Below are 20,198 nucleotides of genomic sequence, written 5' to 3'. Positions count from 1 at the left end.
TTTCTATTTTCCGGAGCTTACTGTTGTGCCGGGAAGAAAGGAGAGAATCTCGCTTCTAACAGATTAAATTTATCTGTTAACTCCTTGCTTAGTTTTGTTTGTTTATTCTCTGCGGTAGTTCTGGCCATAGAGTTCAGGAAGGATAAGCCTAACTGTACATTTTGTCCACCTACAAACCTTCCTTTGCTTTCAGAAACATCGGCCAGGTAAGTCAGTTCTTTCATGATATAATCCGCTGATTTTTCGATCAGTGCATTTGCTCTTTTGTTATCGTCTAGTTGATATAGATTTTCTGCCATGAAGTAAGCACCCATCATTGACCGCATACCATAGAATTTCTCTGGCATCACTTCAAAATAACGGTTCACTACTTTCTCTGCATCTGCTTTTTTACCTTCTTTCAATAAACCACTAATGGTATTGTTGAATACATTGGTGAAAATAGAAATGTCATCTGAAGATTGTGGATCCAGGTATTTCGCATGCTTTACGTTACCCCATACAAATTTGTTCATCACATTGTTGTACAATACCGGCGTATTGATCAGTTCATTTCTTGAAACAGCAGTATCTACTTTTAATGGCATTAAATGTAGTGCTAAACCTTCATTGTAAAGGTACTTATCAAGGCCATTGTATTGCTCTGAAGGCACTGTACTTGCGAAATAGATTGGTCTTTTCCAGTTGTTATGAACCAGAATATCAAACATGGCCAATGTACCTTTCGTTACATAGTTCTTGTTGAATGTCCATTCCATTGCAGGAGCGATCTTGGCAGAATCAGCTGCGGCAACGACCCCATTTTTAATCACGGCTTCTTTATCTACAGTAATCTTGAAGTTCTTAGTAGGAATAAAGTTTACTTTTCTACCATCATTCAAAGGTAATTTATCTTCACTGTTTTCAGAAAGCAGAAGCTCAAGAATGTTCTTCAATTCTATATTTCCTGCGATATCGGCATTTTGGTAATACATGACGTCTCTAACGCCCTGAACATACTGTGACTCGTTCATAGAGATCGGAAGTGGTTCAGATTCGTTCATTTTACGTTTCATACCATTGATGTACCAATCGGTATCAAATAAACTCAGGTTGACTAACCTAATGTCTGGTCTGATGTTTTCCACCTCTTGTGCATACCATAGTGGATAAGTATCGTTATCACCATAAGTAAAGAGAATGGCATTTGGGGCACAGGACTGCATATAATCTACTGCGATATCATGCGCAACCATTTTAGTAGAACGATCATGGTCATCCCATCCTTGAGCAGCCATAAGCACAGGGGCGGCAAATAAACCGATCACTGTAGCTAAAATACCACCGGTAGCCGGGGTTAATTTCTTAAATACCCATTCACGCAGGGCGAGAACACCAAATCCAATCCAGATGGCAAAGGCATAGAATGATCCTACATAAGCATAATCACGTTCCCTTGGTTCCATCGGCTTCTGATTTAGGTATAATACGATCGCCATACCAGTAAAGAAGAATAATAAGGCCACAATTCCTGCATCCTTTTGATTTCTTTTGAAATGCCAGATGGCACCCAATAAGCCCATAATCAATGGAAGGAAGAAGAAGCGGTTGTAGGCATTGCTCTCCGTAATAGAAGGAGGGAGGTTTTTCTGGCTACCCAGGTGTAATGCATCAATTGGTTTAATACCACTTAACCACTGACCTTCATATAAACTACCTTGTCCCTGGTCGTCATTTTGTCTACCCACAAAATTCCATAGGAAATATCGCATGTACATTTGTCCGGTTTGGTACGAAAGCAAGAAGCCGATATTGTCTATTAAGCTTGGGAAGTGATCATCACTAAAGCCCATCATGTCTTTATAGTAGGCAACGTGACCAGCATCATCACTGTACATACGTGGGAAAGGTGTAATTCTATCGTATTCGTAATCGGATTTTTTACCGGCTACTTCATACTTCTCTGCACCTTTTCTATATAATGTTTTTCCTTCTACTGAGTTTACAGCTTGTGAATTATAGTTAGGACCGAATAACAATGGTCTGTCGCCATATTGCTCCCTGTTCAGGTAGCCTAAGAAAGAGAATACATTGTCAGGAGCACTGTTATTTAAATTAGGATTTGCTTTTGCGCGGATGATGATCATCGAGAAAGAGCTATATCCGAAAAGGATTAGCAATGCAGAAAGCAAGGACAGGTTCAGGATCTTTTTCTCATGTTTAATGGAATACCTGATTCCCCAAACGAAAGCAGCAATCAGCAAGATTGCAAAAACAAGAACGCCGGTACCAAAGCCCATTCCTAAGGTATTCACGAAGAATAGATCGAAGTAAGCACCGAATGATACCACATATTGAATGATACCATACTGCACTACGGCAAGGATCAGAATCCCAACAATACCTGCTTTAATGATTCCTGCAGTAGTTGGATTTTTAGTTTTCTTGAAGTAGTATACAAAGGCAATAGCCGGAATTGTTAATAAGTTCAAGAGGTGAATCCCGATGGATAGACCCATGATATAAGCGATAAACAACAACCAACGGTCTGCACGAGGCTCGTCTGCATGGGCTTCCCATTTTAAGATACCCCAGAAAACGATTGCGGTAAATAAAGAGGAAAGCGCGTATACTTCCGATTCTACTGCAGAGAACCAAAAACTGTCTGAGAAGGTATAAGCTAAAGCACCTACAATACCTGCACCCATAATCGAGATCAGATTTGATTGACTCACTTCTTCATTTTCTTTAACCAGGACTTTTTTCGCCAGCGCGGTGATGGTCCAGAATAAGAAAAGGATTGTTGCGGCACTGGCAATGGCCGAGCCTACATTCATGAAGTAAGCGATTTTATTAACATCACCCATAGCAAATAGGGAGAAGAAGCGCTGTATCATTAAGAATAGGGGGGCTCCCGGTTGGTGTACTACTTGCATTTTTAAGGCAGAGGCGATAAATTCACCGCAATCCCAAAAGCTCACTGAGGGTTCTAATGTTAGAATGTAGGTCACTGCAGCGATCAGAAAACAAAGCCAGCCGGTAAGGTTGTTGATTTTTGAATAGTTCATTTCTTAATTAAATAGTTATTAAAGTCGCGCTAATTAAATGCAGCCGAAAATAAAGAATAAGATTGATAAACTAACAAAGTAAGGGGGAGTTTAACAAATTTAACCTCCTATTGTAAGGTATCTTTTCTGTTGTTCAATTCCAGGGAGTCTATATATTACAGTTCCTCCTGGTTTTAGATCCTTGAGTTTTGCCCCATTTCTAATTATTTTAAAATATTTTTATCCTGACTGAGGTATAAATGGAACTGCTTTTTCTAAAAATCTCGCTGGCACTAATTTTTTTTGAAAAAAAAGTTATTTTTTTTATCCAGAGCAACTTCCTCATTTTAAATAGATTATTTCCTTTCTGGATTGTACGGCTGATTTTTTTTAAACTTTTTTTGCGGCAGGATTTGCAGATATCAAAAATGTGCGTACATTTGCATCAGATTTCAGAGCAACAGTTATCCGCTTCGAAATTAAAATTGAAAGATTGCCCGATAGTATAAAGGTAGTACAACGGTTTTTGGTACCGTTTGTCTAGGTTCGAATCCTGGTCGGGCAACAAAACATATTCGGATTGTGGTTCATTTCACAATCCGATTTTTTTTAACCAGCATTGATACACCTCTAATCATGCCATTGCAGTTTAATCCAGTTAAACTTTTTGCCGGAACAGGTACAAAAGAATTAGCAATCAAAATTGCCGACAGCTACGGCAAACCTTTGGGTGATGTCACCTTGAACAGGTTTAGCGACGGCGAATTTCAACCTTCTTACGATGAAACAGTACGCGGTTGCGATGTCTTCATCATCAATTCTACTTACCAGCCTAATGATAATCTAATGGAGTTGTTGTTAATGATTGATGCCGCTAAACGTGCATCTGCTCATTACATCACTGCAGTAGTTCCTTATTATGGCCTGGCCAGACAAGATAGAAAAGATAAGCCACGTGTAGCGATAGGCGCCAAATTGGTTGCCAACTTGTTAAAATCGGCAGGTATCCACAGGATCATGACGATGGACCTTCATGCTGCTCAGATCCAAGGTTTCTTCGATATCCCTGTAGACCATTTAGATGGTTCAGTGATTTTCGTGCCTTATATCAAAAGCTTAGGCCTGGAGAATTTAACGATTGCTTCACCGGATATGGGAGGTTCTTACAGAGCACGTACTTTTGCAAAGTTCTTCAATGCAGAAGTGGTAATTTGTGATAAGAGACGTAAACGTGCCAATGAAATTGAGTCGATGTCTATCATCGGTGATGTGGTAGGCTTAGATGTCGTTTTAATTGACGATATTTGCGACACTGCAGGTACCTTGTCCAAAGCAGCAGCGCTGATCATGGAAAAAGGAGCGAAAAGTGTGCGTGCAGTTTGTACGCATCCGGTGTTATCAGGTAAGGCTTATGAAACGGTAGAAAACTCTATGTTAGCAGAGTTGATCGTGACAGACACCATTCCTTTGAAACGTCAGAGTGATAAAATCAGGGTATTGAGTACTGCTGAGCTATTTGCAAAAGCGATTGCTAATGTAAATGAGCACGGTTCAATCAGTGACCTGTTTAGAGTTTAATATACTAACAATAAATAAATATAAAATGAAAACAATCGCAATTAGCGGTTCTCCAAGAGAGAACGTAGGGAAACGCGATGCTAAAGAGCTTCGCTATGAAGGTAAAGTTCCTGCAGTATTGTATGGTGGTACAGAGCAAAAACACTTTGCTGTAATTACTACTGAATTAAAGGATGCTATTTACACTCCAGAAGCAAACTTTGTTGAAATTGACATTAATGGTACTAAAACTAAAGCTATCATTAAAGAATTACAATTTCACCCACTTACTGACCTATTATTACACGTAGATTTTCTTCAGTTATTTGATGACAAAGAAATCTTAATGGAAATCCCAGTTAAATTGACCGGTACTTCTCCAGGTGTTAAAATGGGTGGTAAATTAGTACAAAAATTACGTAAACTTCGTGTGAGATCACTTCCAAAAGATATGCCTCAAACAGTTGAAGTTAGCATTGCAAAATTAGAAGTTGGTAACTTGTTCCGTGTACGTGATATCGCGAAAGCAGATTACACAATCACTAACACTCCAGAAGACACTATCGTTTCTGTTGGAATGTCAAGAGCTTTAAAACAAGCTGAGAACGAAGCTAACAAGAAATAATTTCTTTTTAGTCCAATCTAAAAAAGCAGTATCGGCAACGGTACTGCTTTTTTTTTGTCGGATAAAATGATTCCATAGCTGTTCTCAGCTAAACTATTATATTTGCAAGAGATGAAATACTTAATTGTTGGTTTAGGGAATATTGGTCCGGAATACGCACATACCCGTCATAATATTGGTTTTGATATCGCTGATGAGCTGGTAAAAGAACTCGGAGGCACATTTTCTAATATCCGTTTGGCTTACTATTCGGAAGTTTCTTTCAAAGGGAAGAAGCTGCATGTGATTAAGCCAACCACTTATATGAACCTGAGTGGAAAATCGGTAAATTATTATATGAGGGAATTGAGAATTCCATTGGAAAACGTACTAGTGATTGTGGATGACCTGGCATTGCCATTGGGTAAACTCCGTCTGAAAATGCAGGGGAGTAGCGCAGGACACAATGGATTGAAAAGCATTGAAGAGCTTTGCGGGGGACAAGCCTACCCGAGGTTACGTTTTGGCATTAGTGATAATTTTGCAAAAGGGAGACAGGCGGATTATGTATTGGCGCCCTTTGATAAAGATGAACAACCTGAACTTCCAGCACTGATTAGCAAAAGCGTGGACCTGATCAAAAGTTTTGTGACCATTGGCCCCGCTTTAACAATGACTGCCTTTAACAAATAATACCTGCTTAATAAAACAGCCTATTATTTAGACGTATATTTTTTAATTTTTTGATGGAGTACATCCAATTCAAAAGGCTTACTCACTACATCATTTGCACCTGCATCAATGGCAGTTTGTTTATCAGTTTCTAAAACTGCCGCCGAAAAGGTGATAATTGGAATGTTCTCTTTGCCTTTGACAAAGCCTTCACGAATGAGCTTAATCGCGTCCAAGCCATTCATAACCGGCATGAAAGTGTCCATTAAGATCAAGTCGTAGTCTGCTTCATTTAATTGCGTTAAAGCATCCTTTCCATTTTCAACTACATCAGGAATGACCTGCCAGTCTTTTAAGATTTTGATGATCAGAAATTTGTTGATGGGATTGTCTTCTGCAACGAGTACCCTTAAGCCAGGGAAATGATCTAAAGAAGGCTTGGCCATCGTTTTGACCAGAATTGCATCTTTCGAAATTTCGTACCAATTGCTGAAAGAGAAAGTACTGCCGACTCCTTCTTCACTGGAAACTTCTAAACTACCACCTTTTAACTTTGCCAGATTTTTAACAATAGAGAGACCCAAACCCGTACCTCCGAATTTTACCGTGGTTTGCTCATCAGCCTGTTCGAAGGTTTCAAATATCTTATCGATATTATTCTTGGCAATGCCGATACCTGTATCAGTCACAGAAAACCTGATGTGGACATTGTTACCCTTTCTATCCAGGATTTTGGTTTTTAAATGCACACTGCCTTGAATGGTAAATTTAATCGCATTACCAATCAGGTTCATTAAAATCTGATTCAAGCGTAGAGAATCTGCCAGTACTAAGTTTGGAAGGTCAGGATCTAACTCCATGGTCAGACTCAATTGCTTTTCCATTGCACGGATGCGTAGCAGGTTGACTACTGAATTGCATATTTTAGCAAGGTCAGTTTCAGAACGGTTGATTTTGAACTTTCCAGATTCGATTTTCGATAAGTCTAGGATGTCGTTAATCACTCCTAAAAGTGAATCCGATGAAATCTCCAACAGGCTTACCATTTCCTTTTGCTCTGGACTTAGGTTGGTTTTACTCAATAAGTTCGCCAGTCCGATGATGCCATTTATAGGCGTACGGATTTCATGACTCATATTGGCCAGGAAATTTTCTTTGATTCGTTTACCTTGTTCTGCCTGCTCTTTCGCTTTGATCAATTCTTTTTGGTAGGCCATCAACTCCTGGTTCTTCCTTTTGATCTCGCGTTCGGTTCTCACCAGTCTGATAAAGGAATCTACTTTTGCAGAGGTCACATAAGGATCTAATGGCTTGTACAGGTAATCTACGGCACCTGAATTCAAACCTTTTACCGCGTATTTGGTTTCTTTGGAAATGGCCGTTACAAATATGATCAGGATTTCCTTAGTCCGGGGGTTACTTTTTAAGATTTCTACCAACTCAAAGCCATCCATTTCCGGCATTTGAACATCCACCATTGCAATCGCAATATCCTTCTCCCAGGATATCCTAAGCGCCTCGTTCGGGTTGGTAGTGGTAATGATATTGATGTCTTTCCGTTGCAATAATGCTTCTAGCGCAATAATGTTCTCTGGTCTGTCATCAACAATTAATATATTAATCTTTTCCATATTAAGTTTTGCTCAGGGATAGTAATTAAAGCTCCTTAAGCTATTTTTTGGTAAATGTTATGTTTCTTATCTATGATTTTGAAGCGACCGGTTTCGGTGCTTCTTAAGGTTTCTTTGGCGCCCAGACATAGGAAACCGAAGTTCGCTAAACTGTTGTAGAACAATTCGATAACTTTCTTCTGTAAGTCTGTATTGAAATAGATGAGTACATTGCGACAGGAGATCAGTTGAAATTCGTTAAAGACACCATCTGAAGCTAAATTATGTGCCGAAAACAGCAAATTCTTTTTTAAAGAATGGTTGATGGATGCAGCTTCATACCTGGCTGTGTAATAGTCAGAAAGGGTGTGGATCGCTCCGGTTTTTTGATAATTTTCTGAAAATTGCTTCATCTTCTGTAAATCATAAATGCCATTTTTGGCGAAATCCAGCACATCATTGTTGATGTCTGTGCCATAAAAAAAGCTCCGGTCATAAAGTGCTTCATCTGAAAACAGGATGGCAAAGGAGTACACTTCCTCTCCTGTGGAGCAGCCAGCATTCCATACCTTGATGCGCTGATAGGAACGTAGGTAAGGAATGATGTTTTCTTTCACCGAATGATAAAATGAGGGGTCTCTAAACATTTCGGTTACATTCACTGTAATTTCAATGAGGAAATTCTCAAAATAATCATGATCATTTGTTAGTAAAGTACGTAAGTCAAAAAGACTTAGTTTTTGCAACTGCATGATTCTGGTCACCCTCCTTTTTAAAGAGGCTGGGGAATACTCGCTAAAATCAAAGCCGTGAATATTCTTTATAAAATCAATTAGTTCTGCTAACTGATCATAGCTGATGTAATCTTCTTCTTCGTTCTGCATATTAACTTAACCAGACTCTTAACATCGATAACAGTTTATCCATGTCAACAGGTTTAGAAATGTAGTCGTTGGCTCCGGCTTCAATACAACGCTCCCGATCATTTTTCATTGCCTTTGCCGTTAAAGCAATGATTGGAAGTTTGGCAAAGCGTTTTTCTTTTCTAATGGCTTTCATCGCCTCGTAACCATCCATTTCGGGCATCATGATGTCCATTAATACCAGGTCGATCTGTTCAGATTCTTCGAGTTTTTCTAAAGCTTCTCTTCCGTTATTGGCAATGACAATTTTCAGGTCATATACTTGTAAAGCACTGGAAAGTGCAAAAATATTTCGCATGTCATCATCGGTGATGAGGATGGTTTTGTCTTTCAATACCTTTTCCATCGTAGACACACTTTTCCCTTTTCCAAGGTTGGGCTTTGCCGGACCATCCTGTTTCAGTTTATTGATGAATAAGCTCACCTCGTCAATCAGGCGGTCGTTGGACTTGTTGGATTTTAAAACCATCGCATCGGTATACCTCATGATATGCGCAATCTTTTCCTGATCAAGTTCCATTGCAGTATTGATGATTACCGGAATATGCGCATGTAAAGTCTGAGACTTAATCTGATCCAATAAGTCGAATCCGGAAATATCAGGAAGCTTTAAATCCAGGATAATGCAATCAAAGATTTGGTCATTTAAAAGATCAAGGGCTTCCTTACCGGTAAACGCCTGTTTCACATCTACTCCTTTTTCTGTGAGTTGTTCGGTCAGCGCCCTACTTTGTAGTTCCTGATCTTCAATCACGAGAACGCTCTTGAAATTGTATTTTAAATAGGCTGCACTGAGTAAATTAAAAGCCTCGTCCAGCTGTTCTTTCTCCACTGGCTTTTTAAGGAAGCCAATTGCCCCTTCTTTTTTTGCTTTGCTTGCTTTTTCATTTCCTGCCGACATCATGTGGACTGGGATATGTTTGGTTTTTGGATCTGCTTTTAGCTTTTTAAGAATGGTCCATCCATCCATTATGGGTAGCATAATATCCAGAACAATGGCATCTGGTAAATGCTCAAATGCCATCGCTAAGCCAGTATCTCCGCTATGTGCAAGGATCGGATGGAAACCTTTTTCTATGGCATAGTCCTTCAGTACATCGGCAAAAACTTCATCATCTTCAATAATCAGAATCGTTTGTGCCTGATCGGCATGTTTTTCATCTTGGGTCCCGTACTCAAATACAGGAGTGGCAGCGGTATAAGACTCCGGATGAACAGGGCTTAGCTGCTCCGGTAACTGAAAATCATTATTTCTTGGGATATACAAGGTAAACGTACTGCCTTCATTGGGTTTACTGGTTACTTGAATTTCTCCACCCAACAGATAAGCAAGCTCTTTGCTGATGGATAGACCAAGCCCAGTGCCACCAAACTTTCTGCTGGTAGAGCCGTCCGCCTGTTGGAAGGCCTCAAAGATCAGTTTCTGCTTGTCTTCTGGAATGCCAATACCAGAATCTTTAACGGTAATGCCAATGATTTCTTCTTTGGCATTTTTAAGACGATCTGCATAAAATTTCACATGTTGATCCGGTCTGCTGATTGTTAAAGTGATATGACCATATTCCGGTGTAAATTTAAATGCATTAGACAACAGGTTTTTCACAATTTGCTCAACTCTGGACTGGTCAGTTACAATGTGTTCAGGAAGATCTTCAGCTAAAACGGATTGGAAGTCAATTTTCTTACTTCTGGCCAACTCGTTAAACAGGGATTCCATACTCTGGCTGATGGCGATCGGTTTCACCTTTTCTATGCTCAGGTCTACCTTTCCAGATTCAATTTTCGACAAGTCGAGAATATCATTGATCAGGCTCAATAAATCGTTACCTGCGTTGTGAATAACACCCGCGTATTTAATCTGGTCTTCATTTAAGTTTTCTGGTCTGTTTTCTTTTAATATTCTAGCCAGGATCAGAATACTGTTTAATGGTGTCCTCAGTTCATGACTCATATTGGCTAAAAACTCCGATTTATATTTACTGGAAATCTCCAGTTCTTCCGCTTTTAAGCTGATGGCTTCCCTGGCTTGGTTTATAGAGATGTTACGCTCTTCCAGCTGCTGTGCTTTTTCTTCCAGTTCGGCATTGGTTTGGCGTAGTTCTTCCTGTTGCACCCTCAGTTCCTCTTCTGAAGATTGTAGCTGATCTGTTTTGTACATCAGCTCCTCATTGGTTGTCCTTAATTCTTCCTGCTGACTGGCCAACTCTTCTGCCTGTTGTTGCGTTTGTTCAAATAAGTCTCTTAATTTGACACGGGCGACTGCACTGTTTACTGCTAAGCCAATGCTTTCACCGATGGTATTTAAGAATAAGATGGTTTTTTCATCAGGATCCTCCTGTAAACCAAGCTCAATCACGGCCAATGTTTCCTCTTCAAATACGATTGGAAGGAGGTAGATGCTTTGCGGAAGTGTACTGCCTAAACCAGAGCGAATTTTCAGGTAATCAAGCGGCACATTTTTAAATAATTTAGCTTGCTTTTCTGAAGCTGCCTGCCCAACCAAGCCTTCTCCATATTGATACTGACTGGTTTCTCCTTTATGAGGCTTATAGGCATAACCACCACTAAAGCGGAATACATTTCGCGACTTACTGAATAAGAAAAATGCGCCAACCGGGGCTCCAATATAATTACTAATCCGGGTGATAATATTTGCCGAAAGTTCTTCCACTTCTTGCTCTCCCCGCATGGCATCATTTACCTCAGATGCACCGGAAAGCAACCAGTTCTTTTGTTCATTCTCTGCGGAGATTTTTTCTAATTTTAAATTGGATTCCCTGATATGACCTTCCGTTTCTTTCTGTTGATCAAAGGTTTTTTTGATATAAGTAAACAGGAATAAAATTAAACCGAATATGACCAATGCACTTAGTGAAATGATCCATGTGCTCCGTTGACTGCTGATGGCCGTGTTTTCCTTGCGTAGATTGAGGAGCTTGAACTCTACTTCAATCATTTTTCGGCTGAAAGAAAGTATCTTGTCCTTGTAAAATTGCCCGTCGCCATCCTGTACACGTGTTGCAGCCGCCAGCGCACCTTCTTTGTCATAAATGCGGATGACTTCCTGCATTTCTGCTACCTTTTTATGCGTAAAATAGTCTAGAGAATCTGCCCGTTCTATTTGGTCTGGATTGTCAGATAGCAATTTTTTTAGATCCTGAACGGTTTCCAATATCATTGGCGCATTTTTATTGTATGGTCTGAGGTAATCACTTTTTTGAGAAATGATAAAACCTCTTAATGAGCTTTCTGAATTCAGTACCTGAACCTCTGTATTTTTAAGTAAGTTGATGACTTCGTAAGTATGACTTTGCCATTGTGTGTCGTCTTTCAGTTTTTCTACACTGAGGTAGGAGGTGATGGCAGAGACAAGTACAAACAATAAGGAAACAGTAAATCCTGTTAATACTTGTTGTTTAAAAGTTAGTTTAAACATAAAATAGAACGATTAAGTATGGGGGAATTATCCGGATTTGCAGGGGGAATTGAAAATGCAGTCGGGATACAATGAGCCTTCTAATCCCTGTTTTACAGGAGAATAAGGTTAGTGTTGTACTTTTTGTTGTTAATTTTTGCAATTTCATATCGCTCCCCCACAGAGCTAGATAAAATCAAGACAATATTAACGATAATAAATTTTATTTTTGTGCTTATGATTATATACGGAATACCAAATTGTAACACAGTGAAAAAGGCCAGAACCTGGCTGGCGGAACAAGGATTTAACCCATTATTTCATGACTTCAAAAAGCAAGGAATTACGGTAGAAAAATTAGATGAATGGTGCAGTACTTTTGGTTGGGAAAAGGTGTTGAATAAAAAAGGAACAACCTGGAAAAAGTTGAGCCCGGAGCAACAAGGCAATGTAGTGGATCAAAATAGTGCCATTGAAGTGCTATTAAACCATACGAGTGCAATCAAAAGACCAGTGGTAGAATTGAATGGCAAAGCGATACTGATTGGCTTTGATGAAGCAGCTTACGAAACAATATTAAAATAGTTAAATCTTTTGCTGTTAATTTTTGTTAAACAGTTTCATATAGAAAGAAACAGTGTTACATTTGAGTATGGTTAAATATTTATTTTTATTCTTCGTTAGTATTGCTCCTTTAGGTTTGTGGGCACAATCATCAATCACCGGTGCGGTTTATGACTTCGACAATAAGTCTTTCCCGATGCAGGATGTGCTCGTTAGAAATCTGGACAATAAGAAGTCAATAAAAACTAAGGCCGCAGGACAGTTTAGCCTACCTGCTAAAGTTGGGGATTTAATCGAGTTCTCTCATCCAGGTTTCCATACAGATACTTTATATTTAATTGACCTGAAACCGAAAATTATCTATTTACCAGTCATCGCGAATGAGTTAAAAGGCGTAGAGATTAAAGGGGCAAAGGTGAATCCTGATGTGCTGGTTGATGGAACAGGAAAACCGGTTAAAAGGATCATGACTGATGGTCTGGAGGGTAAAAAGAATACGGACAAAGCCGGAGGATTAATTGTGAACCTCGGCTATGGCAAAATGAAAAGAGAAAGAGAAAAGATTCGTTTCCTGGAAGAAAGAGATGCATATGAGACAGAAATCAGGAATAATTTCAATGAAAAAACCATTACGGAATTAGTCAAATTAGACGGTCAGGAGTTGAAAGATTTTATCGTAATGTTTCGTCCAAATGTAGCTCTGGTGATGAGTGAACGCCCTTTTAATTATAAATACTATATCGCGAAAGCCTACAATACCTGGAAAAAACTTCCTGCAGATCAGCGCAAATTGCCGCCGATGCCGAAGTTATAGCCGAACTAATAAAACCGTTACAATGGTTAGGTATAAATATTCATTTTATATCTTTAGTTCGAATCTATAACCAAACAACATATGATGAAGAATAAGTTTACCTTGTTAGGGGTATTGTTATGCGCATTTGGTTTTAGTTCCATGGCGCAACAAGCTACTGGTAACTATGACCCTCATGCTGCATTTAACCCATTGTTTTACACCCAGAATGGGAATGAGTTCCGTTCTGCAAGTGGCTATCCAGGGCCTAAATACTGGCAAAACCGTGCTGATTACAAAATCACAGCGAACCTTGATGAAGCCAAAAACCAAGTAACAGGTACGGTTACGATTACCTATAAAAATAACAGTCCGGATAAGCTACCTTACTTATGGTTGCAAATGGACCAAAATCTTTTCTCTGAAAATTCAAGAGGGAACTCTTTGATTGCTGCTGGTAGCCGATACGGTGCCAGAGGGGAGAAAGTTGATGGTGGCTATAAAATTGAAGGACTGAGTCTGGCTCAAAAAGCAAAGCCAGTGAAGTTTACTTCGATTACCGAAGATACCAGGATGCAGATCCGTCTGGATCAGCCATTGGCTGCAAATGGAGACGTGATCACCATCAAAATGAATTTTTCTTTTATCATTCCTATTAATGGTTCAGACCGCATGGGACACTTGACTACCAAAAACGGGGAGATTTTTTCCATTGCACAATGGTTCCCAAGAATGGCTGTTTATGATGACGTGCTGGGCTGGAATACGCTTCCATATTGGGGTGCCGGAGAGTTTTACTGTGAATACGGCGATGTTGATTTCGATGTTACAGCTCCTTCAAACCATATTGTAATGGGTTCTGGTGAATTGTTAAATCCACAGGAAGTTTTTACCCCAACGGAATTGTCACGCTGGAATGCCGCTAAACAAAGCGATAAAACAGTAACCATTCGTACGGAAGAAGAAGTGACCAATCCTAAGTCGCGCCCGGGGACAGGGAAATTAACCTGGAAGTTTAAGATCAAAAATACACGCGATGTGGCATGGGCTTCTTCAAAAGCATTTGTATTAGATGCTGCAAGAATAAACCTGCCAAGTGGTAAGAAATCCTTGGCAGTTTCTGCTCAACCAGTAGAAAGTAATGGCAAAGATGGTTACGGTCGTGGTGCAGAGTATGTGAAAGCTTCTATAGAATATTATTCTAAAAAATGGTTCGAATATCCATATCCAATGGCAGTCAATGTGGCGAGTAATGTGGGTGGTATGGAATATCCTGGTATTGTTTTTTGCGGCTGGAAAGCTAAAAATGGTAGCGCCTGGGGTGTAATTGACCATGAATTTGGACACACCTGGTTCCCAATGATTGTGGGTAGCAATGAGCGTAAATACGGTTGGATGGATGAGGGTTTCAATACTTTCATCAATGGCTTGTCTGCTGCCGAGTTCAATAAGGGAGAGTATAAACGCAAACCAAGTAATATACAGGCTATTGGTAAATCAATGGCGAATGACAAACTTGAATATGTGATGTTAATGCCAGATGCGATGAAAGAAGCAAATATTGGCACTAACCTATATTTTAAGCCAGGTGTTGGCCTAAATATTTTAAGAGATCAGGTATTGGGTGCAGATCGTTTCGACTATGCCTTTAAAAAATATATTGAGAACTGGGCTTTCAAACACCCTACACCATTTGATTTTTTCCGTGCTATGGAAAATGGGGCAGGAGAAGATCTTTCCTGGTTCTGGAAAGGATGGTTCCTGGAGAATTGGAAAACAGACCAGGCCATTACAGATGTTAAAGAGGTAAACAAAGATGGTGCAATTGTAGGGTATAACATTCAGATTACCAATCTGGAGAAAATGCCGATGCCGGTCATCATTGAAGTGAAAACTAAAAGTGGTAAGACGGATATCATTAAATTACCTGTTGATGTTTGGATGAGAAATACCAGCTGGACGGTTAACTACCCAACTACAGAAGAAGTGGTTTCGGTAACATTAGATCCAGAAAAAGTGCTTCCTGATGTAAATGAGACTAATAACAGTTGGAAAAAATAATCCAATAATGTTTTTACATTAGAAACTGTTTAAAGGTAAATAATTCTTAAAAGGCTTCCGGAGATAATTCTGGAAGCCTTTTTTTATTCCTGATCAGGATTTAAAACCTCCATCTCATAGATCTGTAAGTCAAAGAATTTGGCGGAAGCCAGAAGGTGGTCAAATATGTCGGCCATGATGTATTCATAATCAATCCATTTGGTAGTTCCGGTAAAGGCATAAATTTCTATCGGCAGACCTGTTGAAGTAGGGGCGAGTTGCCTCACCATCATGGTCATTTTTTTATGGATGCCACTATGGTTGGAAATATAGTTATCTATATATTTTCTGTAGAGACCGGCATTGGTCAGGTTTCTTCCATTGATCAGTAAAGTTTTATCTGCCCCAACACGTTCATTGTTTTTATTGATGTCTTTTTGACGGTGGTCTATGTAAGCGGTCAATGATTGGATTTTTCTAAATTCCTCTAGTTCTTCCGGGTTGATGAAACGTATAGTGGATTGGCGGATAAAGATAGCGCGTTTAATTCTTCGACCACCGGATTCGCTCATTCCCCTCCAATTTTGAAAAGAATCAGAGACTAAGGAATAAGTAGGGATTGTGGTAATGGTCTTGTCAAAGTTCTGCACTTTTACGGTAGTCAGGTTGATCTCCATCACATCACCATCTGCACCATATTTGGGCATCGTGATCCAGTCGCCAATGCGTACTGTATCATTGGTGCTGACTTGTATACTGGCTACAAATCCCATGATGGTATCTTTAAACATCAACAATAGTACTGCGGAAGCGGCCCCCATTGCGGTAAAAGCAACAGTAGGGTCTTTTCCGGTAAGGATGGTAAAGATAATCACGGTTGCGATCAGGTAGAATATAATCCGGATTACCTGTAAGTAACTTTCTATCGGTTTAGAGCGAAAAGTGGCTCTTTTTCTTAAAGATTCAGCGCCAGATTTGATGAATGTCATGAGCACCCAGATGATCAGGATCACCAGATAAGCATCGGTCAGTTTAATCAATACTTTTGTCAACGTATGAAAAGAATGGAAAACTGCCGGCAAGGCATTTCTGATCAAGGAGACTGCAGCGAGTAAGGCAATATAATGTGCAAATCGATTTTCTAGCAGGTGCAAAAAGAAATCAAGTCTTGTCGTCTTAACGATGCGGATTAAAGTAATCCTCAATAAGCGTCTGAGTACGTTATGCAATAAATATACTGCGATGATCAACGCAGTTAACAGGATAAATAGGTTGACGAAAGTTGCAATGCTTTCTGGAACACCCCATTTTATAAGGATCTTATAGGTACTGCGGCTAATGTCAGTGAAGTCAAATTCGTAATCTTTAAATCTCATTTCCGGTATTTTTACTGATTTCGGCAGGTTACAAAAAATATCCCGGAAAGACGATGTTCAGGCTTGAAAAATTATTTATCATAAGTGATTCTATAAACAAGGTTTGCAAAGTCATCAGAAACGAGGAGCGAGCCATCTTTTAGCTGCAGCACATCAACAGGTCTTCCCCATGCTTTTCCGTTTTTCAGCCAGCCGGAGGCAAAGGGCTCATAGCTGATCACTTTGTTCCCATCCAATTTAACCAGGGTTACGCGGTAGCCTGTAGGTTCTTTTCTGTTCCACGAACCATGCTCTGCAATGAAGATTTGATTTTTGTAAGCTTTCGGGAACTGATCGCCTGTATAAAATTTCATACCCAATGCAGCGGTATGTGCGTTTAGTTTTGCCTGAGGAGGAGTGTAGTCTTTAGGGTTTTTTCCTTTACCAAATTCTGGATCTAATAGATCTCCTGCATGGACAAATGGATAGCCAAAATGCATTCCAGGCTTTTCTGCACGGTTGAGTTCATCTGCTGGGATATCATCGCCTAACATATCTCTTCCATTGTCAGTAAACCAAAGATCTTTGGTCAGTGGATTCCAGTCGAAACCTACAGAGTTCCTGACGCCATTGGCGAAAATTTCAAAGCCAGTGCCATCGGGATTCATCCGGGTGATGGAGGCATATCTTTTATCTTTATCTGTATTATCGCAAATATTGCAGGGGGCGCCAATAGGCACATAGAGTTTTCCATCGGGACCAAAAGCAATGTATTTCCAACCATGGTGGGTATCTGTCGGAAGTTTATCGTAAACCAGTACTGGCTTAGGCGGATTTGCTAAGTGTTTTTCAATATTATCATAACGCCAGATTTTGCTGATTTCTGCTACATATAGGTTACCATCTTTAAAGGCAACACCGTTGGGCATATCTTTTAAACCTTGGGCGATGATATAGGTTTTTTCGGCGATACCATCTTTATTTTCATCTACCAGGGCGTAGACTTTATCCCCATCACGGTTACCTACAAATACGGTTCCATTTGCACCTAAAGCCATGGATCTTGGATTGTCCACTTTTGCAAAAACCTCAATTTTGAAGCCTTCAGGAAGCTTGATGTCTTTAAGTCTGGGTTCTTCTAGTTTTTCCATTGGGCGGTTACAAGTAACCGCCAACAGTGGAATGCATAGCATTAGGCAAAAAATAGGAGCTAAGTATTTCATCGGATTATGGAATGGTGTTAAGGGATAACGCCTGAATTCCTGTAATTGTTTGGTACTTAATTGGCATCCTTGCCTGGTACCTAGCTGTTATCGTGCTTTAAAAAAACTTTCTTTCAATTTTTCTGCATCAATCAAAGCTTCCGGAGCGTCCAGGCGGATTAACCAGCCTTTTTGTTTCAGTAATGCGATGTCTACTTTCGCTACAGAAAGATCTTTTCCTTTGATGCGTTCATGGTAAATGATGGGCGCTTTAGGTTCCACATCTGCCGGGGTATGGAATAAAATTTCCAGTTTGAACTTTGGCCAGATCTGAATGTCTCCCAATTGAGCAGAGTAAATCTTTTTGGTCGAATGGGCAGGAATAATAGCCGCAAATTCCCCTTTATAATGGTCACCTTTTTCTGTGGTTAAGCTGGTTAATAATTGGAAAGAGCTTTCATTTACCAAATGGAAATGGGCTACCGAAGTACTGTGTTGATCAGTAATCAAACCCAGATAAACTCCGTCTTTAATAAATTGTGCTTCTGGAATCACTACAGCTGGACGGTTAGAAACGATATCACTTTCAGGGATTTCGTCATGAACTAAAGTCACTTTAGAAGCGAGTACGGGAATTTCAAAATCATTCGAATCGGTCACACCAAGCATGTCTTTATCGATTATTCTGGTGATATAACCTTCTATATTTTCGTCCACGAAACGAACAAAATCTCCTAATTTAAATTGCATGAGGTAGGAATTAAGTAAAACTGAATAGGACAAATTTAGTCATTACTAATTAGAGTCTTTTTATCCGGATGACATTTAGGAGCCGGAAATTCTTATTATTTTTGTAGCATGACAGAATCAGCACAGCCAAATAACCCTTTACATGGTAAAACATTGGAGTTTATTGTTAAACAATTGGTGTGGCATTACGACTGGCCAGAATTGGGTAGATTGATTCGTATTGAATGTTTTTTGAATAATCCAAGTTTAAAGTCCAGCTTGAAATTTCTACGTAAGACGGATTGGGCCAGAAAGAAAGTAGAGAAACTTTACTTAGACACTTTCCACTGATATAGTTAATCTTATAGATTTGTTATACTAATACTATTTTCTGACCTCAAGCGGAGTTTGACCAGGAGACTGGATGAGTTCGATATATCTTGAGGACTTTAACATGTTTACAAGGCTATTATCCCGGTTTTGAAAGGTCAATTGGCCCTATCAAAGCCCTAGAAGAGCCCTGGAAAAGCTTTATTAAAGGTTAAATAAATCTGTTTAGATGTTGAGCTCGTTCTGAACTCATTTTGAATTTAGGTTTCAGGTACTTTATACTAGAGTTTGAAAATTCAATAGCAATTACATGACGGCTAAACCTTCTGATCCTATTGATTTTAAGCAATCTTAGCTTAGAATTATTTTTGCGTTAAGCCCTTGATTTATAAAATGTAATATCCTACCTTTGCAGTCCCTTATTATAGGGGTAAAGTTTTTAAATATTAATAGAAAACAAAAAGAACAATGCCAACCATTCAACAATTAGTTAGAAAAGGTAGAGTAGCACTGGAGTTCAAGAGTAAGTCTCCTGCGTTGGACAGCTGTCCACAGCGAAGAGGTGTATGTACACGTGTATATACCACTACCCCTAAAAAACCAAACTCAGCAATGCGTAAAGTTGCCCGTGTACGTTTAACCAATGGTAAAGAGGTGAATGCCTATATTCCAGGTGAAGGTCACAATTTACAGGAGCACTCCATTGTATTGATCCGTGGTGGTCGTGTTAAAGATTTACCAGGAGTACGTTACCACATCATCCGTGGAGCGTTAGATACTTCAGGAGTTGCTGGTCGTAACCAACGTCGTTCAAAATACGGTACTAAACGTCCTAAACCAGGTCAAGTAGTAGCGGCACCAACAAAAGGTAAAAAGAAATAATTAGGAGGAAAAACAAATGAGAAAGTCAAAACCAAAGAAAAGAATTATCCTTCCTGATCCAAAATTTAACGATGTTCAGGTGACCCGTTTTGTAAACAATATGATGTACGATGGAAAAAAATCTATCGCATATAGTATTTTTTATGATGCTGTTGAACTTGCTGAGAAAAAAGCAGGTGAGAACGGTCTAGAAGTGTGGAAACGTGCTTTAACAAATGTAATGCCTGCAGTAGAGGTTAAATCTCGTCGTGTAGGTGGTGCAAATTTCCAGGTACCTACAGAGGTAAGACCTGACCGTAAGATTGCTTTAGGCATGAAATGGTTAATTTCTTACGCTCGTAAACGTGGTGAAAAAACCATGAAAGAAAAATTAGCAGGTGAAATCGTTTCAGCAGCTAAAGGTGAAGGTGCAGCCGTTAAGAAAAAAGAAGATACGCATAAAATGGCTGAGGCTAACAAAGCGTTCTCTCACTTCCGTTTCTAATTTATAGAGAAT

16 protein-coding genes and 1 tRNA gene are annotated in these 20,198 nt (G+C 39.5%); 10 read left to right on the top strand and 7 right to left on the bottom strand.

The window, feature by feature from the left end; translation table 11 throughout:
• Positions 1–17: 17 nt before the first annotated feature.
• Positions 18–3,047: a glycosyltransferase family 117 protein gene (locus GM920_RS11885; protein WP_182957388.1), complete on the bottom strand. Its 3,030-nt coding sequence runs from the start codon at positions 3,045–3,047 to the stop codon at positions 18–20.
• Between the two features lie 473 nt (positions 3,048–3,520).
• Between GM920_RS11885 and GM920_RS11880 the strand changes: the two genes are divergently transcribed.
• From GM920_RS11880 to pth, 4 genes are all read left to right on the top strand, one after another.
• Positions 3,521–3,591 (top strand) — tRNA-Gln (locus tag GM920_RS11880).
• A gap of 71 nt (positions 3,592–3,662) precedes the next feature.
• On the top strand, positions 3,663–4,604 hold the full coding sequence (locus tag GM920_RS11875) for a ribose-phosphate pyrophosphokinase (protein ID WP_182957385.1): 942 nt from the start codon (positions 3,663–3,665) through the stop codon (positions 4,602–4,604).
• Between the two features lie 25 nt (positions 4,605–4,629).
• Entirely contained in the window at positions 4,630–5,208 is a 579-nt protein-coding gene (locus GM920_RS11870; protein WP_182957382.1) for a 50S ribosomal protein L25/general stress protein Ctc, read from the top strand.
• 111 nt (positions 5,209–5,319) lie between these two features.
• Complete coding sequence (gene pth, locus GM920_RS11865) at positions 5,320–5,880, top strand: aminoacyl-tRNA hydrolase (RefSeq protein WP_182957379.1); 561 nt, start codon at positions 5,320–5,322, stop codon at positions 5,878–5,880.
• Positions 5,881–5,903: 23 nt separating this feature from the next.
• Here pth and GM920_RS11860 read toward each other — a convergent pair whose 3' ends face one another.
• The 3 genes from GM920_RS11860 to GM920_RS11850 are packed head-to-tail and all read right to left on the bottom strand — an operon-like array spanning position 5,904 to position 11,828.
• Positions 5,904–7,490: a response regulator gene (locus tag GM920_RS11860; RefSeq protein ID WP_182957376.1), complete on the bottom strand. Its 1,587-nt coding sequence runs from the start codon at positions 7,488–7,490 to the stop codon at positions 5,904–5,906.
• Positions 7,491–7,525: 35 nt separating this feature from the next.
• Positions 7,526–8,353, bottom strand: coding sequence for a CheR family methyltransferase (locus GM920_RS11855; RefSeq protein ID WP_182957347.1), 828 nt, complete (start codon positions 8,351–8,353; stop codon positions 7,526–7,528).
• 1 nt (position 8,354) lies between these two features.
• Positions 8,355–11,828 carry a hybrid sensor histidine kinase/response regulator gene (locus tag GM920_RS11850; protein WP_182957344.1) on the bottom strand — a complete coding sequence of 1,158 codons (3,474 nt, stop codon included), beginning with the start codon at positions 11,826–11,828 and terminating at the stop codon, positions 8,355–8,357.
• A gap of 216 nt (positions 11,829–12,044) precedes the next feature.
• On the opposite strand from GM920_RS11850, the gene GM920_RS11845 reads away from it, so the two are divergent.
• From GM920_RS11845 to GM920_RS11835, 3 genes are all read left to right on the top strand, one after another.
• Complete coding sequence (locus tag GM920_RS11845) at positions 12,045–12,392, top strand: arsenate reductase (RefSeq protein ID WP_182957341.1); 348 nt, start codon at positions 12,045–12,047, stop codon at positions 12,390–12,392.
• A gap of 67 nt (positions 12,393–12,459) precedes the next feature.
• Entirely contained in the window at positions 12,460–13,185 is a 726-nt protein-coding gene (locus GM920_RS11840) for a hypothetical protein (protein ID WP_182957338.1), read from the top strand.
• Between the two features lie 81 nt (positions 13,186–13,266).
• Complete coding sequence (locus GM920_RS11835; protein WP_182957335.1) at positions 13,267–15,225, top strand: M1 family metallopeptidase; 1,959 nt, start codon at positions 13,267–13,269, stop codon at positions 15,223–15,225.
• Positions 15,226–15,308: 83 nt separating this feature from the next.
• Here GM920_RS11835 and GM920_RS11830 read toward each other — a convergent pair whose 3' ends face one another.
• The 3 genes from GM920_RS11830 to GM920_RS11820 form a co-directional block, all read right to left on the bottom strand.
• The gene (locus tag GM920_RS11830) at positions 15,309–16,580 is read right to left on the bottom strand and encodes a mechanosensitive ion channel family protein (RefSeq protein ID WP_182957333.1); all 1,272 of its coding nucleotides are present in this window, start codon (positions 16,578–16,580) and stop codon (positions 15,309–15,311) included.
• Positions 16,581–16,651: 71 nt separating this feature from the next.
• On the bottom strand, positions 16,652–17,710 hold the full coding sequence (locus GM920_RS11825; protein WP_202986094.1) for a PQQ-dependent sugar dehydrogenase: 1,059 nt from the start codon (positions 17,708–17,710) through the stop codon (positions 16,652–16,654).
• A gap of 159 nt (positions 17,711–17,869) precedes the next feature.
• On the bottom strand, positions 17,870–18,511 hold the full coding sequence (locus tag GM920_RS11820; RefSeq protein ID WP_182957327.1) for a hypothetical protein: 642 nt from the start codon (positions 18,509–18,511) through the stop codon (positions 17,870–17,872).
• A gap of 108 nt (positions 18,512–18,619) precedes the next feature.
• On the opposite strand from GM920_RS11820, the gene GM920_RS11815 reads away from it, so the two are divergent.
• From GM920_RS11815 to rpsG, 3 genes are all read left to right on the top strand, one after another.
• Complete coding sequence (locus GM920_RS11815) at positions 18,620–18,841, top strand: VF530 family protein (RefSeq protein WP_182957323.1); 222 nt, start codon at positions 18,620–18,622, stop codon at positions 18,839–18,841.
• A 447-nt stretch (positions 18,842–19,288) separates the two neighbouring features.
• Positions 19,289–19,702, top strand: coding sequence for a 30S ribosomal protein S12 (rpsL, locus tag GM920_RS11810; RefSeq protein ID WP_029278631.1), 414 nt, complete (start codon positions 19,289–19,291; stop codon positions 19,700–19,702).
• A 16-nt stretch (positions 19,703–19,718) separates the two neighbouring features.
• Positions 19,719–20,186 carry a 30S ribosomal protein S7 gene (rpsG, locus tag GM920_RS11805; RefSeq protein ID WP_062550444.1) on the top strand — a complete coding sequence of 156 codons (468 nt, stop codon included), beginning with the start codon at positions 19,719–19,721 and terminating at the stop codon, positions 20,184–20,186.
• Positions 20,187–20,198 lie beyond the last annotated feature (12 nt).

This window comes from Pedobacter gandavensis, from assembly GCF_014172405.1.
Lineage (GTDB): Bacteria > Bacteroidota > Bacteroidia > Sphingobacteriales > Sphingobacteriaceae > Pedobacter > Pedobacter gandavensis.
This window is presented reverse-complemented; position numbering and strand designations above follow the sequence as displayed.

Coding starts and splice junctions, on each gene's coding strand:
- GM920_RS11885 (WP_182957388.1), bottom strand. CDS start 3,047: ATGAACTATTCAAAAATCAACAACCTTACCGGCTGGCTTTGTTTTCTG.
- GM920_RS11875 (WP_182957385.1), top strand. CDS start 3,663: ATGCCATTGCAGTTTAATCCAGTTAAACTTTTTGCCGGAACAGGTACA.
- GM920_RS11870 (WP_182957382.1), top strand. CDS start 4,630: ATGAAAACAATCGCAATTAGCGGTTCTCCAAGAGAGAACGTAGGGAAA.
- pth (WP_182957379.1), top strand. CDS start 5,320: ATGAAATACTTAATTGTTGGTTTAGGGAATATTGGTCCGGAATACGCA.
- GM920_RS11860 (WP_182957376.1), bottom strand. CDS start 7,490: ATGGAAAAGATTAATATATTAATTGTTGATGACAGACCAGAGAACATT.
- GM920_RS11855 (WP_182957347.1), bottom strand. CDS start 8,353: ATGCAGAACGAAGAAGAAGATTACATCAGCTATGATCAGTTAGCAGAA.
- GM920_RS11850 (WP_182957344.1), bottom strand. CDS start 11,828: ATGTTTAAACTAACTTTTAAACAACAAGTATTAACAGGATTTACTGTT.
- GM920_RS11845 (WP_182957341.1), top strand. CDS start 12,045: ATGATTATATACGGAATACCAAATTGTAACACAGTGAAAAAGGCCAGA.
- GM920_RS11840 (WP_182957338.1), top strand. CDS start 12,460: ATGGTTAAATATTTATTTTTATTCTTCGTTAGTATTGCTCCTTTAGGT.
- GM920_RS11835 (WP_182957335.1), top strand. CDS start 13,267: ATGATGAAGAATAAGTTTACCTTGTTAGGGGTATTGTTATGCGCATTT.
- GM920_RS11830 (WP_182957333.1), bottom strand. CDS start 16,580: ATGAGATTTAAAGATTACGAATTTGACTTCACTGACATTAGCCGCAGT.
- GM920_RS11825 (WP_202986094.1), bottom strand. CDS start 17,710: ATGGAAAAACTAGAAGAACCCAGACTTAAAGACATCAAGCTTCCTGAA.
- GM920_RS11820 (WP_182957327.1), bottom strand. CDS start 18,511: ATGCAATTTAAATTAGGAGATTTTGTTCGTTTCGTGGACGAAAATATA.
- GM920_RS11815 (WP_182957323.1), top strand. CDS start 18,620: ATGACAGAATCAGCACAGCCAAATAACCCTTTACATGGTAAAACATTG.
- rpsL (WP_029278631.1), top strand. CDS start 19,289: ATGCCAACCATTCAACAATTAGTTAGAAAAGGTAGAGTAGCACTGGAG.
- rpsG (WP_062550444.1), top strand. CDS start 19,719: ATGAGAAAGTCAAAACCAAAGAAAAGAATTATCCTTCCTGATCCAAAA.